This is a genomic window from Glycocaulis abyssi, from assembly GCF_041429775.1.
Classification (GTDB): Bacteria; Pseudomonadota; Alphaproteobacteria; order Caulobacterales; family Maricaulaceae; genus Glycocaulis; species Glycocaulis abyssi.
In genome coordinates this window covers 1,575,001-1,597,803 of the sequence record NZ_CP163421.1, presented here as the reverse complement: position 1 = coordinate 1,597,803, position 22,803 = coordinate 1,575,001, and the positions used below count along the sequence as shown (strand labels likewise).

General features: G+C 62.6%; 22 protein-coding genes and 1 pseudogene (1 of these 23 only partly in view). 13 read left to right on the top strand and 10 right to left on the bottom strand.

Going from position 1 to position 22,803, the window contains the following annotated elements; all coding sequences use genetic code 11:
* Together pseH and pseI are read left to right on the top strand one after the other, a co-directional pair.
* Positions 1–525, top strand: coding sequence for a UDP-4-amino-4,6-dideoxy-N-acetyl-beta-L-altrosamine N-acetyltransferase (pseH, locus tag AB6B38_RS07765; RefSeq protein WP_371392276.1), 525 nt, complete (start codon positions 1–3; stop codon positions 523–525).
* Positions 522–1,571 (top strand): pseudaminic acid synthase, encoded by a 1,050-nt coding sequence (gene pseI, locus AB6B38_RS07760; RefSeq protein WP_371392275.1) that lies wholly within the window; start codon positions 522–524, stop codon positions 1,569–1,571. Before pseH ends, pseI begins: the two co-directional genes overlap by 4 nt.
* Before the next feature lie 21 nt (positions 1,572–1,592).
* Here pseI and AB6B38_RS07755 read toward each other — a convergent pair whose 3' ends face one another.
* The gene (locus AB6B38_RS07755) at positions 1,593–3,383 is read right to left on the bottom strand and encodes a tetratricopeptide repeat protein (protein ID WP_371392274.1); all 1,791 of its coding nucleotides are present in this window, start codon (positions 3,381–3,383) and stop codon (positions 1,593–1,595) included.
* A 184-nt stretch (positions 3,384–3,567) separates the two neighbouring features.
* Between AB6B38_RS07755 and flbT the strand changes: the two genes are divergently transcribed.
* From flbT to AB6B38_RS07725, 6 genes are all read left to right on the top strand, one after another.
* The gene (gene flbT, locus AB6B38_RS07750) at positions 3,568–3,978 is read left to right on the top strand and encodes a flagellar biosynthesis repressor FlbT (protein WP_371392273.1); all 411 of its coding nucleotides are present in this window, start codon (positions 3,568–3,570) and stop codon (positions 3,976–3,978) included.
* Positions 3,979–3,986: 8 nt separating this feature from the next.
* Positions 3,987–4,361: a flagellar biosynthesis regulator FlaF gene (gene flaF, locus AB6B38_RS07745; RefSeq protein WP_371392272.1), complete on the top strand. Its 375-nt coding sequence runs from the start codon at positions 3,987–3,989 to the stop codon at positions 4,359–4,361.
* A 272-nt stretch (positions 4,362–4,633) separates the two neighbouring features.
* Positions 4,634–5,464: a flagellin gene (locus tag AB6B38_RS07740; RefSeq protein ID WP_371392270.1), complete on the top strand. Its 831-nt coding sequence runs from the start codon at positions 4,634–4,636 to the stop codon at positions 5,462–5,464.
* Positions 5,465–5,818: 354 nt separating this feature from the next.
* Positions 5,819–6,646: a flagellin gene (locus AB6B38_RS07735; protein WP_371392269.1), complete on the top strand. Its 828-nt coding sequence runs from the start codon at positions 5,819–5,821 to the stop codon at positions 6,644–6,646.
* Between the two features lie 216 nt (positions 6,647–6,862).
* Positions 6,863–7,177 (top strand): flagellar protein FlaG, encoded by a 315-nt coding sequence (locus AB6B38_RS07730; protein ID WP_371392268.1) that lies wholly within the window; start codon positions 6,863–6,865, stop codon positions 7,175–7,177.
* 206 nt (positions 7,178–7,383) lie between these two features.
* Complete coding sequence (locus AB6B38_RS07725) at positions 7,384–8,217, top strand: flagellin (protein WP_371392267.1); 834 nt, start codon at positions 7,384–7,386, stop codon at positions 8,215–8,217.
* A gap of 77 nt (positions 8,218–8,294) precedes the next feature.
* On the opposite strand, the gene AB6B38_RS07720 is transcribed toward AB6B38_RS07725, so the two are convergent.
* Together AB6B38_RS07720 and AB6B38_RS07715 are read right to left on the bottom strand one after the other, a co-directional pair.
* On the bottom strand, positions 8,295–9,020 hold the full coding sequence (locus AB6B38_RS07720; protein ID WP_371392266.1) for a TorF family putative porin: 726 nt from the start codon (positions 9,018–9,020) through the stop codon (positions 8,295–8,297).
* A 325-nt stretch (positions 9,021–9,345) separates the two neighbouring features.
* Positions 9,346–10,715: pseudogene (locus tag AB6B38_RS07715) on the bottom strand (ammonium transporter).
* 576 nt (positions 10,716–11,291) lie between these two features.
* Between AB6B38_RS07715 and pseC the strand changes: the two are divergent.
* A complete protein-coding gene (pseC, locus tag AB6B38_RS07710) occupies positions 11,292–12,470 on the top strand; it encodes a UDP-4-amino-4,6-dideoxy-N-acetyl-beta-L-altrosamine transaminase (RefSeq protein ID WP_371392265.1) in 1,179 nt (392 codons plus the stop codon).
* Positions 12,471–12,685: 215 nt separating this feature from the next.
* Here the strand turns inward: pseC and pseB are convergent, their stop codons facing one another.
* A complete protein-coding gene (pseB, locus tag AB6B38_RS07705) occupies positions 12,686–13,777 on the bottom strand; it encodes a UDP-N-acetylglucosamine 4,6-dehydratase (inverting) (protein ID WP_371392264.1) in 1,092 nt (363 codons plus the stop codon).
* 176 nt (positions 13,778–13,953) lie between these two features.
* Here pseB and AB6B38_RS07700 point away from each other — a divergent pair, with 176 nt between their 5' ends.
* Genes AB6B38_RS07700 through AB6B38_RS07690 form a run of 3 tightly spaced genes read left to right on the top strand, consistent with a single transcriptional unit; the run spans position 13,954 to position 17,359 of the window.
* Positions 13,954–16,704 (top strand): hypothetical protein, encoded by a 2,751-nt coding sequence (locus tag AB6B38_RS07700; RefSeq protein ID WP_371392263.1) that lies wholly within the window; start codon positions 13,954–13,956, stop codon positions 16,702–16,704.
* A 39-nt stretch (positions 16,705–16,743) separates the two neighbouring features.
* Positions 16,744–16,995: a type II toxin-antitoxin system RelE/ParE family toxin gene (locus AB6B38_RS07695; protein ID WP_371392262.1), complete on the top strand. Its 252-nt coding sequence runs from the start codon at positions 16,744–16,746 to the stop codon at positions 16,993–16,995.
* 10 nt (positions 16,996–17,005) lie between these two features.
* Positions 17,006–17,359, top strand: coding sequence for a helix-turn-helix domain-containing protein (locus AB6B38_RS07690; protein ID WP_371392261.1), 354 nt, complete (start codon positions 17,006–17,008; stop codon positions 17,357–17,359).
* A gap of 16 nt (positions 17,360–17,375) precedes the next feature.
* Here the strand turns inward: AB6B38_RS07690 and hfaD are convergent, their stop codons facing one another.
* Genes hfaD through hfaA form a run of 3 tightly spaced genes read right to left on the bottom strand, consistent with a single transcriptional unit; the run spans position 17,376 to position 19,958 of the window.
* Entirely contained in the window at positions 17,376–18,587 is a 1,212-nt protein-coding gene (gene hfaD, locus AB6B38_RS07685) for a holdfast anchor protein HfaD (protein ID WP_371392260.1), read from the bottom strand.
* Positions 18,502–19,494, bottom strand: a complete 993-nt coding sequence (gene hfaB / locus AB6B38_RS07680) for a holdfast anchoring protein HfaB (protein ID WP_371392259.1) — start codon at positions 19,492–19,494, stop codon at positions 18,502–18,504. The genes hfaD and hfaB overlap by 86 nt, the downstream gene beginning before the upstream one ends.
* Positions 19,491–19,958, bottom strand: coding sequence for a holdfast anchoring protein HfaA (hfaA, locus tag AB6B38_RS07675; RefSeq protein ID WP_371392258.1), 468 nt, complete (start codon positions 19,956–19,958; stop codon positions 19,491–19,493). Before hfaA ends, hfaB begins: the two co-directional genes overlap by 4 nt.
* A gap of 97 nt (positions 19,959–20,055) precedes the next feature.
* On the opposite strand from hfaA, the gene AB6B38_RS07670 reads away from it, so the two are divergent.
* Positions 20,056–20,766, top strand: coding sequence for a rhomboid family intramembrane serine protease (locus tag AB6B38_RS07670; RefSeq protein ID WP_371392257.1), 711 nt, complete (start codon positions 20,056–20,058; stop codon positions 20,764–20,766).
* 11 nt (positions 20,767–20,777) lie between these two features.
* On the opposite strand, the gene AB6B38_RS07665 is transcribed toward AB6B38_RS07670, so the two are convergent.
* The 3 genes in view from AB6B38_RS07665 to AB6B38_RS07655 are tightly spaced (at most 11 nt apart) and all read right to left on the bottom strand, a layout consistent with a single transcriptional unit that may run on beyond the window.
* Positions 20,778–21,410, bottom strand: coding sequence for a glutathione S-transferase family protein (locus AB6B38_RS07665; protein WP_371392256.1), 633 nt, complete (start codon positions 21,408–21,410; stop codon positions 20,778–20,780).
* Positions 21,411–21,421: 11 nt separating this feature from the next.
* Complete coding sequence (locus tag AB6B38_RS07660) at positions 21,422–21,973, bottom strand: GDYXXLXY domain-containing protein (protein WP_371392255.1); 552 nt, start codon at positions 21,971–21,973, stop codon at positions 21,422–21,424.
* Positions 21,970–22,803, bottom strand: partial view of a DUF2157 domain-containing protein gene (locus AB6B38_RS07655; RefSeq protein ID WP_371392254.1) — the 3' portion only. The gene runs 459 nt beyond the window's last position; only the last 834 of its 1,293 coding nucleotides appear in the window; the start codon falls outside the window, past its right edge; its stop codon occupies positions 21,970–21,972. Before AB6B38_RS07655 ends, AB6B38_RS07660 begins: the two co-directional genes overlap by 4 nt.

The following is a 22,803-nucleotide window of genomic DNA, read 5'->3' as shown; positions in this document are numbered from 1 at the left end:
ATGACGGACGCGGACCTGGACGCCGTGCTCTCCTGGCGCAACGCGTCTGCCGTGCGGGCCAACATGTACACCACGCACGTCATCACACCGGGCGAGCATGCGCGCTGGTGGTCACAGACACGCGATGACCTGTCGCGGCGCTATTTCATCTTCGAGACCCCTGACGGACCATGCGGCGTGGTCGGTTTTACCCGGATTGGCGAGATCGCGGGCGAGGCCGAATGGGCCTTCTATGCCAGCCCGGATGCGCCGCGCGGCACCGGCTCGCGCATGGAATGGCTTGCACTGGAATACGCGTTCGGGCCGCTCGCGCTGGAAACCCTGCGATGCGAGGTGCTGGAGAGCAATACGCGCGTCATCGATCTGCACACCCGTTTCGGTTTTCGCACGGTGGAGACCGCGACCCGTATCGTCGATGGGAACCGGGAAGCAAACATTTACCGGCTGGCCTTAGACCGGCGTAAATGGGGTGGTCTGCGTCAGTCCGCCCTCGACAGGATCACCAAGCAGGGACCGGCAAGATGACAGATTTCGTGATCAATGGCCGCCATATCGGTGCCGGTCATCCGCCCTATCTGATCGCCGAGCTGTCAGGTAATCATAATGGCTCGCTCGACCGGGCGCTGGCGATGATCGATGCTGCTCTCGCTGCGGGTGCCGATGCTGTCAAGCTGCAGACTTATCGCGCCGATACCATCACACTGGACAGTGATGCCCCGGAATTCACGATACGCGACGGCCTCTGGGCCGGGCGACGGCTTTACGACCTCTATGCCGAGGCTTCGACCCCGTGGGACTGGCACGAGGCCCTGTTCGCCCATGCCCGCAAGACTGGCATCACCATCTTCTCCTCGCCCTTTGACCATACGGCGGTTAACCTGCTCGAAAGTCTGGGCGCGCCAGCCTACAAGATCGCTTCCTTCGAACTGGTGGATACGCCGCTGATCCGCCGCGTGGCTCAGACGGGCAAGCCCCTCATCATGTCTACCGGAATGGCAGATATCGATGCCATAACGGAAGCGGTTGCGACGGCGCGCGCCCATGGTGCGCAGGCTATCACCCTGTTGCGCTGCGTCAGCGGCTACCCGGCCCCGGCAGCCGACTACAATCTTGCCACCATGACCGACATGGCCGCCCGTTTCGGTACGCTGGCGGGCCTGTCAGACCATACGCTGGAGGATACGACCGCCATTGCGGCGGTGGCGCTTGGCGCTAGCGTGGTGGAAAAGCACTTCACCCTCGCGCGCGGCGATGGCGGGCCTGATGCCGCCTTCTCGCTGGAGCCGGAGGAATTTGCCCGTCTCGCCCGGTCCCTGAAGGCTGCGCACAGCGCCATCGGCTCGGTCAATTATGTGGTGAAGGCCAGCGAGCAGGGCAATGTGCAGTTCCGCCGCTCGCTCTATTTCGTGCGCGACTTGCCCGCTGGGGCGGTGGTCGGGCCGGACGATGTTCGCAGCGTACGGCCGGGCCATGGCCTCGCTCCCCGGCATTATGACGCCATCATGGGGCAGAAGCTGGCCAAGGCCGTCCGCTTTGCCCAGCCTTGCAGCTGGGACGATTTTGAAGGCTGAAGGGTTCGTCCCTGCCGGGGTTCAGGCGGCGTTGCGGGCGTGCGCGTCGACAAATGCCCTGAACTCGCCCGCCATCCGCTTCATGCCGCCAGCCCAGTCGCGATAGCGTTCGCCGGCAAAGGTGCGGCTGCCGGGATACCAGAGCATTTCCGGCTCCCCCAGCATGGTCCAGGCCACATTGATCGGCCGGATGAACCAGACCAGGCCGCCGACGGCCGCCGTCAGGTTTGTGGTGGCGTTCATCGGGCCCATGACGAGGTCACAAGCCTTGCCCAGCGCCGCAACGCCGTCGAGATCGTCTTTCAGATCAATGCCTTGCAGCTGATGGATTTTCACACCGAACCGGGCCTCGGCCTCGGCCAGCTCCTCGTCCACCTCGCCATACTGCAGGTTGATGAAAATGGCTCCAGGCGTTTTCAGGACCGGCTTCCACATCTCGAACGGCGCAAAGTGCTTGGAGCGTGCCGCGTTCATTTTCAGCGATTTCCACAGAATGCCGACCTTGCGGCCCGGCCCCAGTGCGGCCAGCTGTTCGCGGAATCGTTCGACACGGGCCGGATCGGCAGTCAGAAAGCCTGCCTGCGAGGGGAAGTCATCGGTGCTGGCGCGAAAGGCGCGGCACAGATTCCCCGCTGGTGCCCACAGATTGACCTTGCCGTCCTTGAACAGGTCCGGCGCGTGGCGATGCTGGCGGCCTTCGCGTTCGACCGTGTAGTGGCGCTCGACACGGGCATTGGGGAAGGAACGCTGCATGAGCGGCACCAGGCGTTTCTCGCAGGCGATACGCAGCTCACCGTCCGGTCCAACCGCTTCTTGTGCGTCATGGAAGGTGTTGGCGAAGAGCACTTCGTCGCCAACCCCCTGCTCACCGACGACAACCAGCGTTTTGCCCTTCAGCTCCGCCCGGTCAGCGCCATCCCATGGCCGCGCCGGGATGAGGAAGTTGGTGGCGAAGCGGTAATGCATGTTCAGGCGCGCCTGATAGAGTTCCCAGCCTTCGGGCAGCCGCCCGGCAGACAGGAGGGTGTGGGAATAGCCATGGGTGGAAATTACCCGGTCCGCCTCTGCTTCGGCGCTGTCTATGGCTGCCTTGAAATGGGTCAGCGCGCCTTCGACATCTCCGGTCAGTTCCAGCGCATGGGCCAGGTTATGTGCAGCGCGCGCATAGCCGGGCCGCAACCGCAGCGCTTCGGCATGGAAGGTGATAGCCTCGGCGGCTTCGCCGCTTTCCATCACCGTCGTGCCCATCGCATTCCACAGATCGGCGTTTTCCTGATCGCCGTAGATCGCCTGACGCAACAGCTCGATCGCGTCCTCGAACTTTGCCTGATCGCGCAAAATGCCGGCCAGCTGTACGGTGCCGCCCTTCGCATCGGGGGCAATCTTCAGATAGATGCGCATGAATTTTTCTGCCGTCGGCAAGAGGCCCAGCTTGGAGGCCAGCATGCCGAGGCTCTTGTAGACTTCCGCATTTGACGGGTCGCGCTGCAGCGCCCGCTCATAAAATTCCAGCGCCTTTGACAGCCGGCCCAGATGTTCCAGCGCCATGCCCATGGCCTGGTTCACGACCGGATGGTCCGGGTGGGTGTCCAGCAGTTTCAGGATGATGCGTGCGCCCTCGGCTGCCTTGCCGTCATCGACCAGACCCATGGCCCGGCGCAGGCGCGCGGCGACTTTCGGATCGGATTTCGCAGCCGGGCTGGCATCAAGATCAAGGCCGGGTATGCTGGCGGCCCGCGCCTCTTCGGACGGGTTGATAACCTCCTCCACACCCTTGGCGAGTTCTGCATCAAGATCGAGAAGCATCGTCATTGTCTGGCCCTGCCCGTCGCTGGAAGTGTAACAATGCCGAAACAGCCCTGCTTCGCTTAAGAAGCTGCTAACGATTGGCGATGTGCAATTTATGTTGCGTGAGCAACGCTTTGTTCACCCCGTTTGGACAACATCGCGTGCAACAGGGCTGCATACCTGCAAGAACTGTTAAGGGGGTCGTTCCATGCCGCTCAAGCTATCCTTGAAACCGGGCGAGAAATTCGTGCTAAACGGGGCGGTTGTGGAAAATGGCGACCGCCGGGCCACGCTGGTGCTGCAGAACAAGGCATCGGTCCTGCGCGAAAAGGACATCATGCAGGAGCATGAGGCCGACAGCCCCGCGCGGCGCATCTATTTCCCCGTGATGATGATGTATCTGGAAGGGCGGGCCGAAGGGGCCGTTTACGACCAGTTCGTGCTGCGCATGACAGAGTTCATGAACGCGCTGACCAATCCCGAAGTGCTGGCGGACTGCGTGTCGGTCAGCCGCGATGTCATGGCCGGCGACTTCTACAAGGCGCTCATCCGCTGCCGCAAACTCATCAGCTACGAAGATCAGCGCACGGGCCGTGCACCGGCCGCGTCGAAGGGTTAGACCGTTCCATGTCCTACCAAGCCTACCAGACCACGGCAGCCCGCACAGAAGATCCGCGTTCGGCGGAGTACCGTCTGTTCGGGCAGGTGACCCGCGCCCTGATGGTGGCGCGCGAGTGCGGGCCGTCCGAGCTGTCAAAACGCGCCGATGCGCTCGACTGGAACCGGCGCATGTGGACGGCCTTTGCCGCCGATTGTTCCAGCGAGGACAACAAGCTGCCCGAGTCGCTGCGCGCGGCGATCATCTCGCTCTCCATCTTCGTCTCGCGCCAGACCAGCGAGGCGATCCGCGACAATGATGCGGTCGACACACTGGTGGAGATCAACCGCACCATCATGCAGGGCCTGGCACCCCAGGGGCAGGGCGCAGCCAGCGCCGCCTGACGGATTTTCGAGCCGGGACATCTGACAGGGGCCGGATGCGTCCTCCGGCCGTTTTGGCTGCGCGCTGTTCAGGCGGCGCATTTTGCCCACAGACCAGATTGCGTCCGGCAGTTTTGGCCGGGCGCGCGCGGCGGATTGGGCTGGCGCTATATTCCCTATTGAAAACAAGCAGCTGACCGGGTGGCATCGCGGTGTCAAACGGCACGGGGTTTGCGCAAGGCAGGGCAGGACAAAACGTCCCTTACCCACTTCCAGAATGGAGGAACCCCACAATGACAAATTCCGTGAACACGAACTATGGGTCCATGGTGGCCCTGCAGAACCTGAACAAGACCAATATGCAACTGCAAACCACGCAAAACCGGATCAATACCGGCTTGAGCGTCGCAAACGCGAAGGATAATGGCGGCATCTACGCCATTGCCCAGCGTATGCGGGCGGATGTGAGCGCGTATGGTGTCGTTCAGGACAGTCTGAACCGCGGCATCTCAACAGTGGATGTCACCCTGGCCGCGGGCGAGGCAATTTCTGATCTGCTCATCGAGATGAAGGAAAAGGCTCTGGCAGCCGGCGACACGTCGCTGGATTCGCCCAGCCGGGTCGCCCTGAACGAGGACTTCAAGGCATTGCGCGACCAGATCGCGACAATCGTCGAGAATGCCGAGTTCAACGGCCTCAACCTGATCGATGGCAGTGCAACGAACGGCTTTATCGCTCTGGCGAACTCGGACGGTTCGAAGACGATCACGGTGGGAACGGAGAATCTTTCGCTCTCCGGCACCATCGTGACGATCACCTCGACGGCCTCGTTCGGTACAGCGAGCGCCGCTTCGGATATCGCCTCGCAGATCGCCACCTCGCTGGAGAACGTGAACAGCGCGCTTGCGCGTCTGGGCACCAAATCAAAGGCGCTGGAGATCCATCAGACGTTCGTCACCAAACTCTCTGACGCTCTGGAAAGCGGTATCGGCAACCTTGTCGATGCGGACATGGCCAAGGAGTTGGCCAAACTTCAATCCCTGCAGGTCAAGCAGCAGCTTGGCATTCAGGCTTTGTCGATTGCCAACTCTGCGCCGCAGTCCGTTCTCAGCTTCTTCCGGTAGGGGCAGAAAACCAGGGCCGCTCTTCGGGGCGGCCCTTTTTTGCTCGCGAACGGCGTTAGCATTTCATCAATAAATCGCTGATTCGTCGTAAATTTTAGTGATTCGATAACCGGCAAAAACTGCCTGCCCGGCAAGTTCTGCCGGGCTTTTGGGGGTCTGCCCGGCATAATTTGCCGTCCGTGCTTCACGTTCAGGTTTTGCTGATATTTATAACCACGTGAAATTAATAGGGTTTTCTGATTTTTGCATTCAAGTGATTCGTTTTGGCCCCACCCTTGCTGGGAGCCCTCCGGGTCAGAAGACCTGGCACGCAAAACGCGCGTCACACCATAGAACGTGAAAAGGAGCCAAGAAATGGCTAGTGTAAATACCAATGTGGGCGCGATGGTCGCCCTGCAAAACCTCAACCGCACCAATCAGGAACTGCAAACCGTTCAGAACCGGATCAACACCGGTCTGTCGGTCGCGTCTGCCAAGGACAATGGTGGCATCTACGCCATCGCCCAGAACATGCGTGCGGAAGTCGGCGGCCTGCGGGCTGTCAACAACTCCCTCGACCTTGCCATCTCTGTTGTCGACGTCAGTCTGGCGGCCGGTGACGCCATCTCCGATCTTCTGATCGAGATGAAGGAAAAGGCGCTGGCTGCGTCGGACGTGTCGCTGGACAGTGCGTCGCGTACGGCTCTCAGCGAAGACTTCAAGGCTCTGCGTGACCAGATCTCGACGATCGTGGAAAACGCCGAGTTCAATGGCTCCAACCTGATCGACGGTTCGATGTCCGGCGGCATTTCGGCTCTGGCCAATGCCAAGGGCACCAACACGATCAGCGTGACAGACGAAGACCTGTCGCTGTCCGGCACCATTATCGGCCTGTCCGGTGGTACGGATATCGCGTCTCAGTCCGATGCGACTGCAGCCGTCACGGCCATCGAGTCGGCCCTGACCAACCTGAACTCGGCGCTGTCGCGTCTGGGCACGGGTTCGAAGTCGCTGGAAATCCACAAAACGTTCGTCAGCAAGCTTTCCGACAGCCTTGAAAAGGGTATCGGCAACCTTGTCGACGCCGATCTCGCGAAGGAATCGGCCCGTCTGCAGTCCCTGCAGGTCAAGCAGCAGCTTGGCATCCAGGCGCTGTCGATTGCCAACTCTGCACCGTCCACGGTGCTGGGCTTCTTCCGCTAGGTTAGTGGTGGGGAGAGTGGCGGGGGCATTACGTGGGGTTCTGCCTCCGCCGCTTTCTTTTCTGAAGGATCTTGCAGCCCGCGGGCGACGAAAAGGATCGGAATTTTTAGGGGGAATGGGGGCGTCTGCAGATAGGAGCGCCAGCCAGGTGACGTTATGAATGCTATAGTTCCCATATCAGGGCGAGAGCTCGTTGTGCCGGTCAGCGGCATAGCCATGAGCACCGCGCCTGTCAGCGCCGAACCGAATGTGGTTCCGCCGGTTGAGGCCGGTACGCGCCAGCCCGGTTCAGATTCCCGCGACACCTTGCGCCAGAGCGAAGCCATAGAAAGGATGCGCGCCGAGCTCAGCGCCAATGGGCGTACCCGGCTCCAGATCGAACGAGACGAGGACAAGGCCGGCCGCTTCATCTACAAGCTCATGGACCCTGACACCGGTGAAACGCTTCGCCGCTGGCCGCCGGAAAGCTTCGGTGATCTTGTCTCCTTCCTGCAGAACGAGACTGGCGGGCTTATCAACGAAACCGCCTGACACTGGCGCCTGCCCGGCAGAATTTGACCGGCTGAGGCAGGGAGTTTTTGCCCCTAAGCCGCCTCCCGCCATAAGCGGAGGCGTTTTTCGTTTTTATAACTATATGGTTTTGCTCAGATAATCCCAAATTAACCCTGATGGCCCCGCTCTTGCTCCGTCAGGCGCGAAGGGCTGCCAAAAGGCGGCGGGACTCTGGGAGAAGACCGATGGCGCTAAGCGTCCAGACAAACGTATCCGCAATGCTCGCATTGCAGAACCTGAACAAGACCAACACGGACCTGCAGACCACCCAGAACCGTATCAACACGGGGCTGAAGATTGGCGGAGCGAAGGACAATTCCTCGGTGTTCGCCGTTGCCCAGTCGATGCGGGCCGATATCGGGGCGCTGGGATCGGTCAAGACATCACTCGACCGGGCAGTCTCCATCGGCGATGTGGCGATTGCAGCCGGTGAGGCGATATCCGATCTGCTCATCGAGATGCGCGAGAAGGCCACCGCCGCGATGGACGCGTCCATCGACAGCTTTGCCCGCGCTGCCTACGACAGTGACTTCAAGGCACTGATAAACCAGATCCAGGTCATTCTGCAGAATGCCGATTTTGATGGCGCCAACATGCTCAACGGCTCCATCAGTGGCGGCATTGCCTTCCTGGCAGACGCGGACGCGGCCCGCTCGGTCACGCTGAGCACGCAGGATATGAGCTTCTCCGGCACGATCATCACCCTGTCGGGTACGGCGAGCCTTGGCACCGTCTCGCTGGCGGCGAGCGCTGTGTCCTTCGTCAATGCGAGCCTTGATAACGTCAACGCAGCTTTGGCACGCCTCGGCTCGGACCTGAAGAAGATGGAGGCCCACCGGACCTTCATCGGAAAGCTCAGTGACAGTCTTTCAGCAGGGGTAGGCAATCTGGTGGACGCAGACCTTGCCAGGGAAAGCGCTCAGCTGACCGCCTTGCAGGTCAAACAGCAGCTCGGTGTTCAGGCACTCTCGATCGCCAACGCCGAACCTCAGATCATCCTGTCGCTCTTCGGACGATAGGGATTTCGTCCGAGGGGGACGAATAAAGGGCGCGGCCAGATGGCCGCGCCCTTCGCATTTCAACGCCCCGTATCGGGCTAGAATGCCTTGGAGATGCTCAGCACTGCCGTGGCATTGCCTTCACGGAAATTCTCCGAGGTGTCGATATAGGCCAGCGACCAGTCGACGCCCAGAGCCGTCCATGCCAGCCCCAGCGACCAGTCCCATTTGTCATTGCCATCGCCGTCGGGGTCACCAAAGGCTCCGGTTTCATATCCCACCGAGCCGGTCAGGCTGAGACCTGTCTCGCCCAGCGGATAGGCAGCCTCGTAGAAGACATAGAGGTTGTCATCGCCGCCGATATTGTCCTGTTCGGGGGCGTAGGCCAGGCCGAAGGTGGATTCCAGTGCGCCCGTGGTGAAGCCGGCAGAGCCGTAGAACTCCCAGTAATGCGCATCGGATTCGCCGGGATAGGTGTAGAGCAGCGCCCCGACATCGAACTCGGCGCCGCCTGCTTCAAAGGCAAACCCGGCATAGAGGTCAAGCTCCAGCTCGGACGCGCCAACCGGCTCGATGCTCGATGCCCAGGTACCAACATAGAAGCCGCTGGCAAAGCTGATATCGAACCCGCCCTGGATGGCCGGATCCTTGTCGGACAGCGAGACCCCGCGGAAGCGGTAATCACTGACCAGGGCCACATTGGCCTCGATCTCCAGCCCGTCCCTGGCGTGGGCTGCCGGAGCGATGGCCAGGGCTGATGCCGAAACGGCGAGCAGTGCGGCAAGGCTGGTTGTGCGGCCTTGCAAGGTGTTGAGATATTTCATGTCTAATCCCCTTTATTGTGTGTCTGGCCGCCCCGCATCCGGCCGTTTCGAAAGGGCGTGCGCTCTGTCTGGCTGTTGCGCGCGCCGTACCGCACCGGAACTGGCCAGCCCTTCAGGGCGGGCGGGGAACCGGTCAGGTCGAGAATGGTCATCTGGAACAGGCGCTGCCGTTTTTTCGGACGAGCCTTCGTTGCCGGCTTGCGAGGTGGGCCGGCAGGTGTCGGGCGCGTTGGCGAAACCGCTTCTGGCGCGGGCAGTTCTGCCCCGGTGTGACCGGTGAAGGGCGGCCGGGAGGGGGTGAAACCCGCCCGGTCCGCCATTGGCGTCATGTTGCTGCCGGGGCTTTCTCCTTTCCCGGCAGGAACTCCGGATAGGCGCTATGGCCAAGCTCGGTGTAGTCGCCGCCTACCGTCTCCTCATCCGGCTTCAGGCGGATGCCGACGGTGATTTTCAGCACCAGGAAAACAACAAAGCTGGCGGTGAACACGAACGCGCCGATGGCGCCCACGCCGATGGCCTGGGTGACAAAGCTGGCATCGGGATTGGTCAGCGGCACGATCATCGTGCCCCAGATGCCGGCAAACAGGTGGACGGGGATGGCCCCCACCACATCGTCAAGACGCAGCTTTTCCAGCAGGATCGCGCCAAAGGTGGCGATAACGCCGCCCACCGCGCCGAACAGGATGGCCTGCCCGATTGTGGGGGTGAGAGGCTCGGCGGTGATCGAGACCAGGCCGGCCAGTGCACCGTTCAGCACCGCGCCGAGATTGGCCTTGCCGCGTCCCAGAGCCAGCGTGAGCAGATAGGTGGCCACAACGCCGCCAGCAGCCGCCATGTTGGTGTTGGCGAATATCTGGGCGACGGCGGTCGCATCGGCAGCCGAACCCAGAGCCAGTTGCGAGGCACCGTTAAAGCCGAACCAGCCGAGCCACAGCACAAACGTGCCAAGCGTTGCCAGCGGCAGGCTGGAGGAGTGCATCGGCACCGCCTTGCCATCGACAAAACGCCCGGTGCGTGCACCCAGCAGGATGATACCGGCCAGTGCCGCCCAGCCGCCGACGGAGTGAACAATGGTGGAGCCCGCAAAGTCGGAGAAGCCGGCAGCATCCAGCCAGCCTTCGCCCCATGTCCAGGCGCCCTGGATCGGGTAGATGACGGCCGTCAGCGCGACAACGAACAGGAAGAAGGCACCGATGCGCACGCGCTCGGCCACTGCCCCGGACACGATGGAGGCGGTGGTGGCCACGAACACCATCTGGAAGAACCAGTCAGAGGCGGTCGAGTAGCCGTTTTCCGCGATGTCGATGATTTCGTCGCCGGTCAGCTCATCTGGCGACCAGGGGAAGGGAATGCCGAAATAGCCCCCGCTCTGGTCGACGCCGAAATACATCAGATTATAGCCAACAAGGTAGAACATGATGCCGGCTATCGAATAAAGGCCGATGTTTTTCAGGCAGATAGCCGCAGCGTGTTTGCCCCGCACCGAACCCGCTTCCAGCATGGCAAAGCCGCCGCCATCCACATGACGAGGAAGCCGCCAATCAGGAAGAGGAGCGTGTTGAAAATATAGGCGGCTTCATCGGTTACCTGCGCCGAGGCGGGCGCCGCGAATGCCAGGGCGCCGCCGAGTGCCAGCGCGCCAGCCCAGGCGAGTGGACGCGCACGCCTGGGCGCGCCGATCTGATCTGAATTCATTGATAATCCCCTTGAATGTGTTCTGAAGCCGTTGTCCGGCAGGCTTGCAGAGGGGATGGGTCGGGTATCGGCAGTGCCGTGATTTCCGTTTGCCGCATGTGCATGCATCACACCGTCTCCTCCGCATGGTCGTGCGGCTGGCGGGATCGCATTGCAGAGGCTTTGCGCTGGTCTGACGCCGCGCTTTGTCACATTAGCTTTACGCAACCGTTGGTGCGCCGCAACATTAATTGCCGCAACTTCGCTGCAACGCAACAGAATGTAGTAAAAATGCCACAATTCTTTGGAGCGTGGAAGTTCTGATGATTGCCAATACTAAGCAGGCACAGGAAATGAGGCCGTGCGGACACGGCCTCGAGTTTTTCTGCAAATACGGATCACCAGAACCGCATGAACATCGCGTGGCACGTCTGCCGGTGAGTCAATATGGACTTATCGATTCAGAGCCTTTCCTGACGAATCCACCCTCTGTGCTCGCCTTAAGAGCGCGTCTGCCTGCAAACCGGGCGGGCGATGGCAGGCGCGCGACTCACGCCATGCTGGTCTGCAACATGAGACGGGCTACGGAGCACCCCGATGACGCAGCAGGCTGATTTACTTGCCTATGGGCGCCAGGATATTGACGAGGTTGATATCGCCGCCGCCGTGCGCGCGCTGCAATCCGATTATCTGACGACCGGGCCGGAAATCCCCGCATTCGAGGCGGAGTTTGCGCGGTTCACCGGGGCCGCCCACGCCATTGCATGCTCCAATGGCACGACGGCGCTTCACCTCGCGCTGGATGCGCTGGGGGTGGGCGAGGGGGATGTCTGCATTGTCCCGTCCATCACCTTCATGGCGACCGCCAATGCCGCGCGCTATTGCGGGGCGGAGATTGTGTTTGCCGATGTGGACCCGGCGACGGGCCTGCTGACCGCTGACACGTTGGCAGATGCGCTGGAGCGGGCAGGGGGCAGGGCGAAGGCCGTACTGCCCGTGCATCTGGCCGGTGTGCCGTGCGACATGGAGGCGATTGCGGCCCTCGCCCGCCAGCACGGCCTGGCGATCATTGAAGACAGTTGCCACGCTATCGCCTCGCGCGGCGCATCAGGCGCGATGGTCGGGGCCTGCACGCATAGCGAAGCGGCGACCTTCTCTTTCCACCCGGTCAAATCGCTCACCACCGGTGAGGGCGGGATGGTGACCACGAACAGTCCCGATCTCGCCGCGCGCATGGCGCGCCAGCGCAGCCACGGCATTGAGCGCGATGCGGCGAGGTTTGAGCGGGCCGAAGGCGCGGGCGAGCCCTGGTATCACGAGATGGCGTCTCTGGGCTGGAATTACCGCCTGCCGGATATCAATGCCGCGCTTGGCCGGGCGCAGCTCGCCCGCATGGCGCAGTTCGCCGCCAAACGCCGCGCGCTGACGGTAGCTTATCGCGAGCACCTGCATGCCCTTGCGCCGCTGGTGCGCCTGCCCGCTGATCCGCAAGGCAGCGATCCGTGCCGGCATCTGATGAATGTGCAAATCGATTTCGAGGCCGCCGGGCGCACGCGCGCGGTCGTGATGAATGCCCTGAAAGAGCGTGGCATCGGCACACAGGTCCACTACATCCCGGTCCACACCCAGCCCTACTATGTCCGCCGCTATGGCTGCCGGAGCCTGCCAGGTGCCGAGGCGCATTATGTGCAGACATTATCGCTGCCCCTCTTCACGCGCATGGGCACGGGCGATGTGGAGCGGGTGTGCGCGGCGCTGGCTGAGGTGCTGGGTTAGAGATCGGTTTCCTCCCCCGTTTACGGGGGAGGTGTCAGCGAAGCTGACGGAGGGGGGAGCTATTGGGAACACCCCCCCTCGGTCCTTCGGACCACTCCCCCCGTAAACGGGGGGAGACATCGGCAGACAGCCTCGATAACCCGGTCTTGTTCCGATTTTCCTGCGCAAGGTCCCGGCTCTGTGCTTCGCTTGGCCGGGAGTTCAGGGAAGGGAGGCTAACTCCCGAACGCCTGCCCCAGCAGGGACTGCAGCGCACGGGCGTCCAGCCGCTCCGGATTGCTGTCAGAGGCATAGGAGAAGCCGTCAGGGGCTGCTGCGCCCGCGTCCAGCCATTGCGCCATCAGCGTGGTGCGCTGCGGGGGCACGATGACATAGCGGTCTTCCAGCTCGACCGTTGAGCGGGCATCGTCTTCCGGGACCATGATCTCGTGCAGCTTCTCGCCGGGGCGTATGCCGATAATCTTGTGCGGCAGGCCGGGGGCGAGCGTGCGGGCCAGATCCGTCGTGCGCATGGAGGGGATTTTCGGCACGAAAATCTCCCCGCCCTTGGCCATGGCCAGCGAGGAGAGCACGAAATTCACCCCTTGGGTCAGCGTGATCCAGAAGCGCGTCATGCGCTCGTCGGTGATGGGCAGATGGTCTGCGCCTTCGGCGATCAGCTTGTTGAAGAACGGCACGACCGAGCCGCGTGAACCGACCACATTGCCGTAGCGCACGACCGAGAAAATGGGACCATCCTCGCCGCCAATATTCTGCGCCGCGCTGAAAATCTTGTCCGAGGCAAGCTTGGATGCGCCATAGAGATTGATCGGGTTCGCCGCCTTGTCGGTGGACAGGGCGCAGACATGCTTCACGCCGCGCTTGATGGCTGCGCGCACCACATTCTCCGCGCCGAACACATTGGTACGGATGCATTCAAACGGGTTGTACTCGGCAATCGGCACATGTTTGAGCGCAGCGGCGTGGATCACCACGTCCACCCCGCGCATCGCCATGTCCAGCCGGCCCTCATCGCGCACATCGCCGATGAAATAGCGCATGAAGGGATATTGCGCGGGCGGGAAGAGCTGCGCCATCTCATACTGTTTGAGCTCGTCGCGCGAAAAGATGATGAGTTTCTTCGGTTTGAATTCCTCGATCACCGTGCGGACGAAATGATGCCCGAACGAGCCGGTGCCGCCGGTAACGAGCACGGTCTTGCCATCGAGATTCATGCGCGGAGAGCGAAAATCCCGGCCCAGGAAGAGCGGCTCCAGATCGCCTTTCGCGGCGGCCGGGGCAGTGGCTTTGGACGCTGTGGCGCTCATCTGTCCTCACAAGGAAATATCGAATCACGAATGCGCGTTAACCTTCGGCCTTCAGCCGTTAACACTGTCTTAGCCTTGGTTGACGAGGGACGCGGCGTTGTACAGCGGACTAACCTTTTGTTGGTGATGGTTTGCGAAGCTGGCCGGTGGGCGATTCTGTCCGCAGGGAACGACACGTGATTACCGGCCTGTCAGGCGATGTTCTGGGTGCGTGGTTTTCCGCGCAGAACGCTGCGCGCAACGCAGCGGCGAACACGCGCGCGCCCGCGCAGCAGACGCAAGGTTCCACCCGTGACAAGGACGTGCTGCCGCCGTGGGATCCGCGCGGCGAGGTGACGGCGCTGGACGCGGTGCGCCGCTCGGTTCTGGCCAATGGCCGCTTCTTTGATTCAGAGGCCAGCGCTTTTTCCAAGCTGAATGTCAGCCAGGACGAGAAAAAGCTCTACGCCATGTTCACCGGCCTTCGCGCGCTGCAATCGCTGGCCGCTGCAGCCAGTGAACGCAATACAAATCCGGTCGATATGGCCTTCTGGGACCGCCGTTTCCAGGAAGGTCTTGGCCAGATGGACGATTTCTTTTCCAATCTGAAGCTGGACGAGATTTCGGTTCTGAAGAACACACAGCTGACCAAAGCGGAGAGCGAGGTCGCGGTCAGCCGCGGCATCAGCGAGTACACAACCGGCATCATTCACAAAGGGCCGGCCGATCAGGCGGTCACGGCCTTTCAGGGTGATGTCGAGTTTACCGTGACGGTGCGCAAGAATGGCGGTGACATCAATGTCGCCATCGATCTCAATGAAATGGGCGCGACACCGCGCACGATGGGCAATGTCACCGACTTCATCAATTCCAGGCTGGAAGAGCAGGAGGTTGTCACCCGCTTCTCATCTGTCCGTGTGGGCGAAGTGGGGCCAGCCGGTATCGTCACGGCCAATGACTGGGCGCTGCGCATCAATGGCGTGCTGACCGAGCAGGTCTCGTTTTCGGCGCCGCAAGGCAAGCCGGCCATCTATATGGCGGGCGTGACCGGGACAGGTGACAGCGCGGCTGGGCAGCTCTCAAAAATCACCGGGCTGGATGGTACGCCAACGGTCCAGTTCGCACAGCGTATCGAAGCGGACGGCACCATCACCGATGTGCCGCTTCCCAATGGCGAGACGCGCAGCTCTGAAGCAGCCAACCCGCTGACCATTGATTCGATTACGCAGGCCCCCGATGGAGGCATTTATGTTGTTGGCCGCACCAGTTCCGGCGTCAGCGGACAGGATATCAGGGGCGAGTCCGATCTGGTCCTCATGCGCTACGATTCCAACGGCAAGGAAGTCTGGAGCCGGGTGCTGGGCGCAGCGGGCGAGGCCAATGGCGCATCGGTTGCCGTGGACAGCGCGGGCAATGTCGTCGTTGCGGGATCGGTAAAAGGCGCGCTTGGCGGCACGAACGATCTGGGCGGCGAGGATTCCCTTGTCGTGAAATTCAATGCCGATGGCGTGGAGCAATGGGCCCAGCGCTTTGGCGCAGCCGGCGATGACCGTGCCAACGCCGTGACCATTGGCGATGACGGCACGATCTACGTTGTCGGTGAAGCGCGCGGCAGTTTTGGCGGCATGGCCAATCAGGGCAGCCTTGATGGCTATGTCCGCGCGATCGGGGCAGACGGCAGCGTGCTCTATACGCGCGGCGTGGAGGCCAGCGCAGGCATTGAACGCGCGCGCGCCGTTACCAATGCGCAGGATGGCGGCCTGCTGATCGCCAGCGAAGTTGACGGGCGGGCGGTCGTCACCAAGTTCGCGCCCGGCGATGACGGCACCGGCGATCCGGTCTGGACGCTGGACATGGGTGCGCTGGGCGGCGGGCGCATCACGGCCATCACGGTGGATGATGACGGCGCGATCTATCTGACTGGCGGCGCGGGGGCGGCCTTCGCGCCGAGCGCGCCTCTGGCAGCCAATGAAGGCGGGCGCGATGCCTTCCTCGTGAAAATCGAGGACGGGGCGGAGGCCAATGTCAGCTACACGACCTTCCTCGGCACGGGCGTTGATGATCTCGCCACCGGAATTCAGGTGTCGGGCGGCAAGGTCTATCTGTCCGGCACGACGAATGGCGAACTGCCCGGCGCAAACCAGAACGGCACGCGCAACGCGTTCGCGGCCAGCTTCGATGCGGCCACTGGCGCGCATGAGTGGACGCAGCAGATTTCCGGGCGCGGCGGCGTCTCGCAAGGTGCGGGCATTATCCTTGATCCGCAGGGCGATTCGGTCCTGTCAAAGCTCGGCCTGCCGAGCGGCAAGATCGTCTATGCCGACAGCCGGGTGGTGACCGCCCAGAGTGCGGCACGCGAAGGCGACCATTTCTATATTTCGGTCAATGGCCGGCGCGCGCAGAAGATTACCATCGACGCGAACGAGACCATGCGCTCGCTGACCTTCAAGCTGAACGCGGTCCTGCTGCTTAATGGCACGTCAGCCGTCGGGCGGCGCACGGGCGAAGAGTTTTTGCGCATCACCCCGCGCGACGGGGTCAGCATCGAGCTGAAAGCCGGCTCAGACGGCCAGAATGCGCTGGAAAGCCTGGGGCTTCCCTCCGGCACGATCACCGGAAAATCGCTGACCAAGAAGAGCACGCGCGATGAGAGCGCGGCCGCGCCGCCATCCTTCTCGCTCAGGCTTGGTGGCAGCTACAGTATTTCCAGCCGCGATGGCGCGATTGCGGCAAGCGAGGCCCTGACCGAAGCGATGAACGTCATCCAGCGTGCCTGGCGCGAGCTGACGCAGGATCCAGCGCTCAAACAGCTGCTGGAAGGTCCGGGCGCGGGCAAGAAAGGCGGGCAGGTGCCGGCCTACATGCAGGCCCAGCTCGCCAACTATAATGCGGGCCTGGACCGGCTGATGGCCGGCAACCCGCAAGCGGACACGCTGGGCTTTTTCTAGAAAATCTTGACATAAATTCGCTATAGGCGAATATATAGCGTGAAAGTGATTGCTTACAGCAAGCAAGCGGTAAAGGCATTGCGCCGTATGCCGGTCACGGATGCACAGCGCATCATGGCCAAGATCAGTCAGTTCGCTGAAAACACCGCAAGCCTTGCCAATAACGTGAAGGCTCTGGCCGGATCACCCTATCTCCGCCTGCGGGTGGGGGACTGGCGGGTGATCATGGACGATCAGGGCCGCGTGCTTGAGATACTGAAGATCGCGGCGCAAGGCAGCATCTATGAGTAGGAGCGGTGCCATGCAGACCATAACCACGCCATCGGGCGAAAAGCTGGTGGTCATCCCGCTGAAGCAGTACGAGGCCCTGCTGGACGCGGCGGATATCGCGGCTGCTGAAAAGACAGCCGCGCGCCTGCGCAGCGGCGAGGAAGAGCTGGTCCCTGCCAGCGTGGTTGCCGAGCTGGTGGCTGGCGGCAATCCGGTGCGTGTCTGGCGCCGTCATCGCGGGCTGACCGCCCGCGCGCTGGCCTCCAGGGCCGGGATCAGCCCGGCCTTCCTCTCGGAGATCGAGACAGGCCGCAAGGAGGGCAGCGTATCAGCGCTCAAGCGGCTGGCCGGAGCGCTGAATGTCGATCTGGACGACCTGGTCTAGTTCCCTGTGATCTCGTCTAGTTTCCTGTGACCGTGGAGAAGGTCGAGACATTGCCGACGGCTGTGGCCGATCCGGTCATGCCGCCGACATAGCCATTGGCCCGCATCTGCGTAACCGAGCTGATCGCGCCGGAATTGACCTGGTTCACCGGAGCGTTCAGGCCCACCGGGCAGGTCGCACAGATATAGGCCGATTGGGCATTGCCGATGGCCGAGCTGGTGCCGTAGGCGGCCATGCCGGTTCCCAGCTGCATGGAGACCTGTCCCGTTACCGCGGCCGAATTGTTCTGCGTCACGCCGCTATAGGCATCTGCCCCGATATTGGACACCAGCGCGTTATTGCCAACGGCGTGGGCCGAACCGACGACCGGACCGTCACCAAACGTGCCGACGGCCAGCGTTGTCGTGGCGCGCACCTCGCCTGAATTGTTCTGGCCGCCCTGCAGATGGCCATAGCCCCAGTCATTCTGGGACGAGGCGGTATTGCCGGAGGCTTCGCTCATCGCGGTGACGCCCCAGTTGGCATGGGCGATGTCGGCATCGACGGTTGAGCGCACATTGCCGCTGTTTTCCTGGTCGATGAGCGCGATGATGTTCGCCTCATAGCCGGTTACGGTCAGGCTGTTGCCCGCGCTCTGCGCGGTGGCCAGCGCCGTTTCGACCTCTTCGGCCTCGATCTCGGAGCGCGCTTCGACATCGGCTTCAGAAGACTGGCGGACATTCATCGGCATATTGCCTGAACCCATCACCTCGACGGCGTTGGCGCTGGCGATGGCCGATTGAGCGGTATTGCCGCCATAGGTGTTCAGGCGCAGCGCGGACAGCGCCGATACGCTGGCACCGGCACCGGCCGTCTGCTCGGCGTCAATGTCGAGACCGTCTTCGCCGTCCACCGTCAGGGCATTGCCCTGCGCGGTGGCAAAGCCGGTCGACAGCCCCCACACCGAATCTGCCTCGATATCGGTCGTGGCACTGGTCGCGCCGTTTGTGACCTGCGTCGAGTCGATCTCGGTTTCGTTGGTAAAGCTGCCGCCGGCCGAGTTGCTCTGCGCCGTAGCAATGGCGGTAGCAATCTCCGTCGTGACAGCTTCGACTTCGACAGTGGCGTCGACCGGGGCGCTGTTGTCCTGGTCGTTCTCTATCCTATCGATAGACGCCGCGAAGGACGCTGCGGATGTCGCTATCGCGGCGGTCATGGCCACGATTGACGTCAGTGCGAGCCTGGACATAGGGGGCCTCCGTACCGGCATAAGCCGTATTGAGCTGGACGCCGCCGGTAACATTCGACGGGCCGATGGGATCATTGAACTGGCAGACCGATTCAGCACGGACGCCATAAAGCTGGGACGAGATTTCAAGCACGGCGCGTTCGATGACGGCGCGTACGGCGAGCTGGACCGGCTCAAGCGAGCGGCCACCGGCGGACAGATCCACCACCGCATCGCCAAAGAAGCTGAAAATGCCAGCCGAGAGCTCGCGGCCAATGATCTGCTTCTGGTAGGACACAACATCGACCACTTCGAGCGTGCGGCTGTCCACAAGGCGCAGATCAAGCGCGACATTCATCACATAGACGCGGCGCGAGAAGACCGCTGCCGGGCTGGAATCAACGCTGTCGCCGGCAAACAGATCCTGACCGTTGGAGCGGATATTGGAGTTGAGCTCGGTAATGCCGCCGACCAGGAAATAGTCCGAACCGGGCATCGCACCGGCATAGATCTGGCGAAAGCCCTGCTCTTCAACTTCGTCGCCGATCAGCTGGCTGTTGGTATACCGCAGCTCCAGTTCGGCCACCGATGTGTCGAAACGCTCCACCAGCCGTGCACCAGCCTTGGCAAAGGCGCTCATCGCCATCAGCGATGCGCCTTGGGTGACACGCGTACCGCCTTCAGGCGCCAGCTGTCCGGTATAGTCCGCGATGCGGCCCACCGCGACGCGCGGTGCCGGACGGCCCTGCTGGCGCGCATGGCCGGAAATGCATACCAGCGCTTGCGAGTACGGGGTCGGGTTGGCCGTAACCGGCGCATTGCCCGTCGGCGTTGCATACAGCCCGTCAGAGCCGGAATTGGAGGTGGCGCAGGCCGATACGGCAAGAGCCGATGCGGCGGCCACGAAAAGGCTTTTAATTCGGGTCATTGGGGCGACTCCGGACTTTGAGGGGTAGAGGAGGAGGTTTGCGTGTTGGCTTGCTGCGCCGCGCGAGAGGCGCTGGCATTGGCCGTGACGTCGCCATTGTTGATCTGGCGCGAATTCACGACCACCGTGTTGTAGTTGCCATTCACGACAACGTTGAGCTGGTTGGCGATGGCGGTGGCTGAGGAGCCGGTGTGCTGGCCATGGCCGCCCACACCGCCGCGAAGACCGGTCGAACCGGTAGCTGTGCCTTGCGCCGAGACGCCAACGCCTGTCTGGATGATGCCATTGATCACGACGCGGTTAGCACCACGCCCGCGCTGGCCGGCATAGGGGCGGTTCTCATCGCCTTGCGCCATGCCATAGGGCTGGTTCCAGTTATCCCCGGCCTGCTGGGCCTGGGCTATACTGGTGCCTGCAAGCGCGATGGCTGCGGTGGCGAGGGTGACTTTGGCAAAACGCGGCATAATCTTTTCCAGTGTCCTGTTTGGATACGCTTGGACCTGGTGGCTGCAACGCGTGTGCCAGCCGCCGTCTGCGGTGGGTTTCGAAAAGGAAAAACCATTGACTGAACAGGAACCTGGCGCACCCGGCGGTGCAGGCCCCGGCGAACACGATCCTGCAGACCGGGCGGCGGCGGTGCGTGTGCCATTCCTTGGGCCGGGTGTCTCCGGCCTGGTGCTGGCCCTGTGCGCGCTTACCCTGGCGGTGCACGGCGTTGATAGCTGGGCAGCGGCCAATAACCATGTCCTGCATGGTCTTATCATGTGGTCAGGCGCGCTCGTGACGGCTCCGGAAATGTTGCCTTATCCGCCGCCAGAGCCGCCGCTTGGCGGTCTCAGCCCTTACATTCTGCACGTCTTTGTGCATGCGGGCTGGTGGCACGTCCTGCTCAATATGGGAATTTTGCTGGCGGTGGGCAGTGCCGCAGCCGCGCCCTTCGGGCGGGGCTTTTTCGCTGCGGCGGGATTTCTCGCCTTCTACTTCACCTGTGCCATCGCGGGAGCAGGGCTGCACGCGCTGGTCCATCTGAACGAGCCCACATTCATGGTGGGGGCGTCTACGGCGGTATCGGGCGTGTTTGCAGCGGCGGGCTGGGCCAATGGCGGCCGCGCAGGGATGCTGCGCCTCGCCATTCCCTGGCTGCTCATCAATGTGCTGATCGCGATTGGCGGCATGTTCTATTCCATACCCATCGCCTGGGCCGGCCATGTCGGCGGCCTGCTGGCGGGCATGCTGCTCTACCCGGTCTTTGTGAGGGTGTTCAGGCGGTAATTTGCGGCGCGCTAGCCGTCAGGGAAATTGCGCGCCAGAACGGCGCCCACGGCAGGGTTCTCGCCAACCCTGCCGGCAATGGCGGCCAGGCGGGGCGAGTTGGCTTCGTGCCACGCCTTGCCGGGGCGCCAGTTGGTCATCACGCCGATATAGATATCCAGCGCGCTCATACGCTCGCCGAGAAACCACGGGCTGCCAGCCGCACCGTCCAGCTGCGTGTACAGCTTCTGGGCGTAGGCGTTGACGGCCTTGAAGAAGGGCTTGCGGGCGGATTCCTCCGCCACGAAGCGGGACGGATCGTCGGCATAGGTATAAGTCGGGTAGATATTGGCCACGATGAAGACCAGCCATCGCAGGAAGGCGGACCGCTCAGGGCTGTCCGGACCTGGTACCAGCGCGTCGCTCCCCGTCAGGTCCGCCAGATACAGCGTGATGGCGGCGCTCTCGGTCAGGATCTCGCCCGAATCCGGAACAAGCGTCGGCACCTGAGCCAGCGGATTGACGGTGGCCAGCTTCTCTCGCGCGGCGGCGTCCTGGAAAAGGTCGCCGCTTTCCACCAGCTGGAAATCAATGCCGTACCAGGCGAGCTGCGCCTCCACGATAGCCGATCCCCAGCCGGCATTGGCGTATAGCTTTATCGTCATCGTACGGTCCTTCAGAACAGTCGGTCGAGATGATCTTCGCCGTCGATTTCCAGACCACGGATGACCGCGCTGCCTGAACCGCCAAGTGACACGATCAGGCGCAGGCGCGATTCGTTGCGCAGCGCCTCCAGCTCCAGCGCGGCCTCGGGCGAGGCAAAATAGCGCTCGATATTATAGTGGACGGTCAGCCACTGGCCCGGCTCGTCACGGACATAGCCGGCATGGCGCACCCGCCCTTCGATATAGGTGCCGCTGCGTGGTGAAGGATAGACCGATACGGGTAGGGAGGAGCCGTCTGCATCGCTCTCCAGCCCGACCCAGATCCGGTCGCCTTGCGCGAACACGTGTTCGCTCCCGCCTTGCAGCTGCGCGGTTTCAAGGCGCTGCAAGGGCGTGACCAGTTCCACATAATGGCCCAGCAGCAGGTCGCGCGGATCGACCGGCTCCATGGCGAGGCGGATTTCCGTGCCGCCAGCACGGGCATTGGCCTGGTTGATGACCATCAGCGCCAGCAGGGCCGTCATGCCCGCGGCAATCAAGAGCAGGCGGATCATCACGCTCATGGCAGCACCTCCTCCGTGCGCGCCTGTTTGCGGCGCTGCAGCCGCATGGCGATGACCGACATCGCGATAAGCAGCAATCCGCCAATCAGGAAGAACAGCGCCGTGTCCAGCAGGCTGCCGAACAGCGCCGTGTAAACATGCAGGGCCTGGGCGATGAACAGCACGAGCCCCAGCCCGCCGGTAAAGCCCCGGCCCGCCTGTGCGCCCTCTGCTACCATGGCGGCGGCTATGGCAAAGACGGCGGCGCCCGCCATGATCTCCAGCGCGCCGGCCCATTCCGGTGCGAAGGCCGGAACAAGGGCCAGCCCCAGACCACAAAGTGCAATAAGCGGTAAGGAGTAGGCCAGCAGCGGGCGCATCGTGCCTGCGCGCAGGCGTATGAATGCGGCCACGCCGATAATGGCGACGCAGACCAGCCCGGCAGGGATAAGGGCGCCCGTGGCACCGTCATATCCCCGCTCGAGGGAGAACTGGGCGGCAAACGCGCTGGCTACCGCGCCGGTCATCAGCCAGCGCGAGGCGATGCGGCTGAGCGTCAGCCCGCGCTCTTCAGTCAGCGCCAGCACCAGAGTGCCAGCCGCGCAAACCAGCGCGAGCGTGACGAACAGGGCGTATCCGCCAAAATCATCGCCGCCGATCAGCCAGCGCGCGAGTGTATAGAGCCAGGCAAGCAGGCCCGCGCCCAGCAGGTTGGCGGTGAGGGGGCTGGCATAGCGGATAGCCGCGATGCTCAGAACCAGCCAGAGCGGCACAAAGCCCCATACGATACGCGCCGTGAGCGGATTGGCCGCTTCCAGAACCATCCAGCTGCCGCCCAGTAGCGCCGACAG

Excerpts from the sequence above, each read along its gene's own strand:
- hfaA (WP_371392258.1), bottom strand. The coding sequence starts at position 19,958 with ATGCCGCGTTTTGCCAAAGTCACCCTCGCCACCGCAGCCATCGCGCTT.
- pseI (WP_371392275.1), top strand. The coding sequence starts at position 522 with ATGACAGATTTCGTGATCAATGGCCGCCATATCGGTGCCGGTCATCCG.
- pseB (WP_371392264.1), bottom strand. The coding sequence starts at position 13,777 with ATGAGCGCCACAGCGTCCAAAGCCACTGCCCCGGCCGCCGCGAAAGGC.
- AB6B38_RS07740 (WP_371392270.1), top strand. The coding sequence starts at position 4,634 with ATGACAAATTCCGTGAACACGAACTATGGGTCCATGGTGGCCCTGCAG.
- hfaB (WP_371392259.1), bottom strand. The coding sequence starts at position 19,494 with ATGACCCGAATTAAAAGCCTTTTCGTGGCCGCCGCATCGGCTCTTGCC.
- flbT (WP_371392273.1), top strand. The coding sequence starts at position 3,568 with ATGCCGCTCAAGCTATCCTTGAAACCGGGCGAGAAATTCGTGCTAAAC.
- hfaD (WP_371392260.1), bottom strand. The coding sequence starts at position 18,587 with ATGTCCAGGCTCGCACTGACGTCAATCGTGGCCATGACCGCCGCGATA.
- AB6B38_RS07690 (WP_371392261.1), top strand. The coding sequence starts at position 17,006 with ATGCAGACCATAACCACGCCATCGGGCGAAAAGCTGGTGGTCATCCCG.
- pseH (WP_371392276.1), top strand. The coding sequence starts at position 1 with ATGACGGACGCGGACCTGGACGCCGTGCTCTCCTGGCGCAACGCGTCT.
- AB6B38_RS07720 (WP_371392266.1), bottom strand. The coding sequence starts at position 9,020 with ATGAAATATCTCAACACCTTGCAAGGCCGCACAACCAGCCTTGCCGCA.
- AB6B38_RS07660 (WP_371392255.1), bottom strand. The coding sequence starts at position 21,973 with ATGAGCGTGATGATCCGCCTGCTCTTGATTGCCGCGGGCATGACGGCC.
- AB6B38_RS07725 (WP_371392267.1), top strand. The coding sequence starts at position 7,384 with ATGGCGCTAAGCGTCCAGACAAACGTATCCGCAATGCTCGCATTGCAG.
- AB6B38_RS07730 (WP_371392268.1), top strand. The coding sequence starts at position 6,863 with ATGAGCACCGCGCCTGTCAGCGCCGAACCGAATGTGGTTCCGCCGGTT.
- AB6B38_RS07755 (WP_371392274.1), bottom strand. The coding sequence starts at position 3,383 with ATGACGATGCTTCTCGATCTTGATGCAGAACTCGCCAAGGGTGTGGAG.
- AB6B38_RS07665 (WP_371392256.1), bottom strand. The coding sequence starts at position 21,410 with ATGACGATAAAGCTATACGCCAATGCCGGCTGGGGATCGGCTATCGTG.
- pseC (WP_371392265.1), top strand. The coding sequence starts at position 11,292 with ATGACGCAGCAGGCTGATTTACTTGCCTATGGGCGCCAGGATATTGAC.
- flaF (WP_371392272.1), top strand. The coding sequence starts at position 3,987 with ATGTCCTACCAAGCCTACCAGACCACGGCAGCCCGCACAGAAGATCCG.
- AB6B38_RS07735 (WP_371392269.1), top strand. The coding sequence starts at position 5,819 with ATGGCTAGTGTAAATACCAATGTGGGCGCGATGGTCGCCCTGCAAAAC.